Here is a 3,481-nt window from a genome sequence, read left to right on the forward strand (position 1 = left end):
AAGGGATACGGCTGTCGTCGCCTTCCCAATGGTTGTCGGCGGTAATGAGTTCGGCGGCGGATTTATAGCCTTTTTCTGCCTGCGCGCTGACGTAGCCGACGGGTTTGTTCAGCAGGATGGTTACGCGTGCGGCTTGTTTTCCATGGGCTTGTTTGTTGAGGTCGATGCGGTCGCGCTCGGTGACTTTTTGACCGAGTACGGCGGTTTGACCGTTGACTTTGACCCAGCCTTGCTCGATGTAACTGTCTGCCTCGCGGCGCGAGCATAAGCCCAATTGCGCCATGCGTTTGGAGAGGCGCATGGTTTCGGAATCGTTGTTTTGCATGGTATGGCAATATAGAGAAATGGGAATGTCGGATTATAGCATTGACTGTTTGTCAGGCCGTCTGAAAACTGAATTTTTGGGTTTTCAGACGGCCTTTCGTTTGTTATATGTTAAGGAATATTTAGTTTTGAAGTAAAAAATGAAGGGTATATTGTCTGTTTGTGTTAACCTTACGGACGAACTAATCATTTTGTTTTCAGTCGAATTTGGGTTGAAATGACATTTCACTCATGAAATCATGAAGACTATAATGACTGGTCTTTCTGAAGCGCATTAAGGCAGTTTGTCGCTAAAGCAAGCCTTGGTGCATCACGTTTTAAGGATAAATCAATGAAATCGCTCAAATCATTTTTGATCTGGGGCATTGTGGTTTTGGTAGGCTTGGCCTCCTTTACTACTTTAGCTCTCAGCCGTGGCGAGCAAGTCAGTGCGATTTGGATGGTTACGGCCGCCATTTCGGTATACTGCATTGCCTACCGTTTCTACAGTCTTTACATTGCCAACCGTGTGATGCAGCTTGATCCTAACCGTCTGACTCCGGCAGAACGCCACAATGACGGCTTGGACTATGTTCCCACACATAAAGGCGTACTGTTCGGCCACCACTTTGCCGCTATTGCCGGCGCAGGCCCTCTGGTTGGTCCTGTATTGGCAGCGCAAATGGGTTATCTGCCCGGTACTTTGTGGATTATCTTCGGCGTGGTATTTGCCGGTGCCGTACAGGATATGATGGTACTATTTGTTTCTATGCGCCGTGACGGTAAGTCTTTGGGCGATATCGTGAAACAAGAACTCGGTACCGTTCCCGGCGTGATTGCATCCATTGGTATTTTGATGATTATGGTCATCATTATGGCGGTGTTGGCGCTGATTGTTGTGAAAGCATTGGTTCACAGCCCTTGGGGTACGTTCACCATCGCAGCGACTATGCCGATTGCCCTGTTTATGGGTATCTACACCCGTTATATCCGTCCGGGCAAAATCGGCGAGATTTCCATCGTCGGCTTTATTTTGCTGATGTTGGCTGTGATTTACGGTGAAGATGTTGCCCGCAGCTCCTTCGGCCATTGGTTCGACCTTGACGGCATTCAGCTGACTTGGGCGATTATGATTTACGGTTTCGTGGCTTCCGTATTGCCGGTTTGGCTCTTGCTGACTCCGCGCGACTATCTGTCTACCTTCCTGAAAATCGGTACGATTGCAGCTTTGGCTTTGGGTATCGTTATTGTTAACCCGACTCTGCAAATGCCTGCAGTTACCCACTTTATCGATGGTTCAGGCCCGGTATTCTCTGGTGCATTGTTCCCATTCTTATTCATTACCATTGCTTGTGGTGCGGTTTCAGGCTTCCATGCGCTGATTTCTTCAGGTACCACTCCAAAAATGGTGGAAAACGAAACACACGTCCGCATGATCGGTTACGGCGGCATGATTATGGAAAGCTTTGTGGCCATTATGGCGCTGGCTGCCGCCGCTTCGCTTGAGCCAGGCGTGTACTTCGCGATGAACAGCCCGGCTGCGCTGATTGGTACAGATGCCAACACAGCTGCCGAAGTCATCACCACTAAACTGAATTTCTCTGTTGATGCCGCAACCCTGTTGCACACTGCTAAAGAAGTGGGCGAAAACACCATTCTGTCCCGTGCAGGCGGTGCGCCAACCCTCGCAGTCGGTATGGCACACATCATGAGCCGCCTGATTCCGGGCGAAGCCATGATGGCGTTCTGGTATCACTTTGCCTTGCTGTTTGAAGCCTTGTTCATCTTGACCGCGGTTGACGCCGGTACACGCGTTGCCCGTTTCATGATTCAAGACTTGGGCAGTATCTTCTACAAACCATTCGGTAACACCGACTCAATCCCTGCCAACTTGGTTGCCACATTCTTTGCTGTGGCATTGTGGGGTTACTTCCTCTATACCGGCGTAACCGACCCTCTGGGCGGTATTAACTCGCTCTGGCCGTTGTTTGGTATCGCCAACCAAATGCTTGCAGGCGTAGCGTTGATTATGTGTACCGTCGTATTGGTGAAAATGAAACGCGACCGCTATGTTTGGGTAACTTTGGTTCCTGCTGTCGGCGTATTGTTCGTAACCTGCTATGCCGGTTTGCAAAAACTGTTCCACAGCGACCCGCGCGTCAGCTTCTTGGCTCACGCAGGCAAATACCGCGATGCCTTGGCTTCAGGCGAAGTCCTCGCTCCTGCTAAAGACATTGGCGAAATGTCACAAATCATCTTCAACGACCAAATCAATGCCGGTTTGACCGCTTTGTTCTTGGCAGTTGTCGTGATTGTCGCCGTGTACGGTTTCCGTACTGCCATGAAAGCCCGCAAAGTCGGTTGGCCAACTGCTAAAGAAATTCCAGCAGTGTACCGCGACGGTAAACAGCCGGAGACTCAAAGTGAAGCATAAGCTCGCATCTTGGTGGAAAACCATCAAGTTGACAGCGAACTTGATGGCCGGTGTCCCAGATTATGAAAACTACGTTGCCCGCCAGCGCAAACATAATCCCAACGCGCCGGTCATGACCGAGCTGCAATTCCAAGACTACTGCCGCAAACGCCGTTGCGGCGGCAACGGCGGACGCTGTTGTTAATGAAGGCATAAAAAGGCCGTCTGAAAATATTTTCAGACGGCCTTTCATTATGGAATATCAATAAAAATCAAAAACTTTGTCTTGTCATCAATATTTAATCGAACAACTTGCCAATATTTACTCTTCTTCGAGCAGGACCAGCGGACGCTGTATTTTTCTGAGTTCTTCCACCTCGTCCAACAGCCGCATAATCAGCCCCAATGCAGGAATGCCGGCCTCAAAATCACGGCTTAAGCGTTGTGCGCGACGGATGCGGGCAAGATGAAAACCACTGAAGGTGCTTTTTTCGGGCACTCCATCTATGCTGATGATGTCTTCTGCTATAAGTTCCAACAGCCAATCACGACGGCAGCGGCTAGCGGCAACGATTTCTTCAAAAGTAAGGGTAACATCGGAGGACTGAATCATAATTTATCCTTTCTTTTATGCTTGATTCGCGGCAAAGTGTTCGGCCAATTTTTCCCATGCGGCACGGTCGGCTTCGCTCTCTACTGGCGGAACATTAATGCGGATATTGAGATAAAGGTCTCCGGCTTCTTTTGCAGGAATACCTTTGCCTT

General features: G+C 49.5%; 4 protein-coding genes and 1 pseudogene. 2 read left to right on the forward strand and 3 right to left on the reverse strand.

The features are described 5' to 3' along the window. On the reverse strand, positions 1–325 hold a 325-nt coding region (locus ACTHUT_RS15795), incomplete at its 3' end, for a S4 domain-containing protein (protein WP_440419018.1). Positions 326–655: 330 nt separating this feature from the next. Here ACTHUT_RS15795 and ACTHUT_RS15800 point away from each other — a divergent pair. Together ACTHUT_RS15800 and ACTHUT_RS15805 are read left to right on the forward strand one after the other, a co-directional pair. Next, the gene (locus tag ACTHUT_RS15800; protein WP_440419020.1) at positions 656–2,737 is read left to right on the forward strand and encodes a carbon starvation CstA family protein; all 2,082 of its coding nucleotides are present in this window, start codon (positions 656–658) and stop codon (positions 2,735–2,737) included. Continuing rightward, positions 2,727–2,921 carry a YbdD/YjiX family protein gene (locus tag ACTHUT_RS15805; protein WP_003747442.1) on the forward strand — a complete coding sequence of 65 codons (195 nt, stop codon included), beginning with the start codon at positions 2,727–2,729 and terminating at the stop codon, positions 2,919–2,921. Before ACTHUT_RS15800 ends, ACTHUT_RS15805 begins: the two co-directional genes overlap by 11 nt. A gap of 117 nt (positions 2,922–3,038) precedes the next feature. On the opposite strand, the gene ACTHUT_RS15810 is transcribed toward ACTHUT_RS15805, so the two are convergent. Further along, positions 3,039–3,329: a chaperone modulator CbpM gene (locus ACTHUT_RS15810; RefSeq protein WP_049336193.1), complete on the reverse strand. Its 291-nt coding sequence runs from the start codon at positions 3,327–3,329 to the stop codon at positions 3,039–3,041. Between the two features lie 15 nt (positions 3,330–3,344). Beyond that, positions 3,345–3,481, reverse strand: a pseudogene (locus ACTHUT_RS15815) (J domain-containing protein); the annotation flags it as partial.

The sequence above is a fragment of the Neisseria sp. P0022.S010 genome, assembly GCF_051956635.1.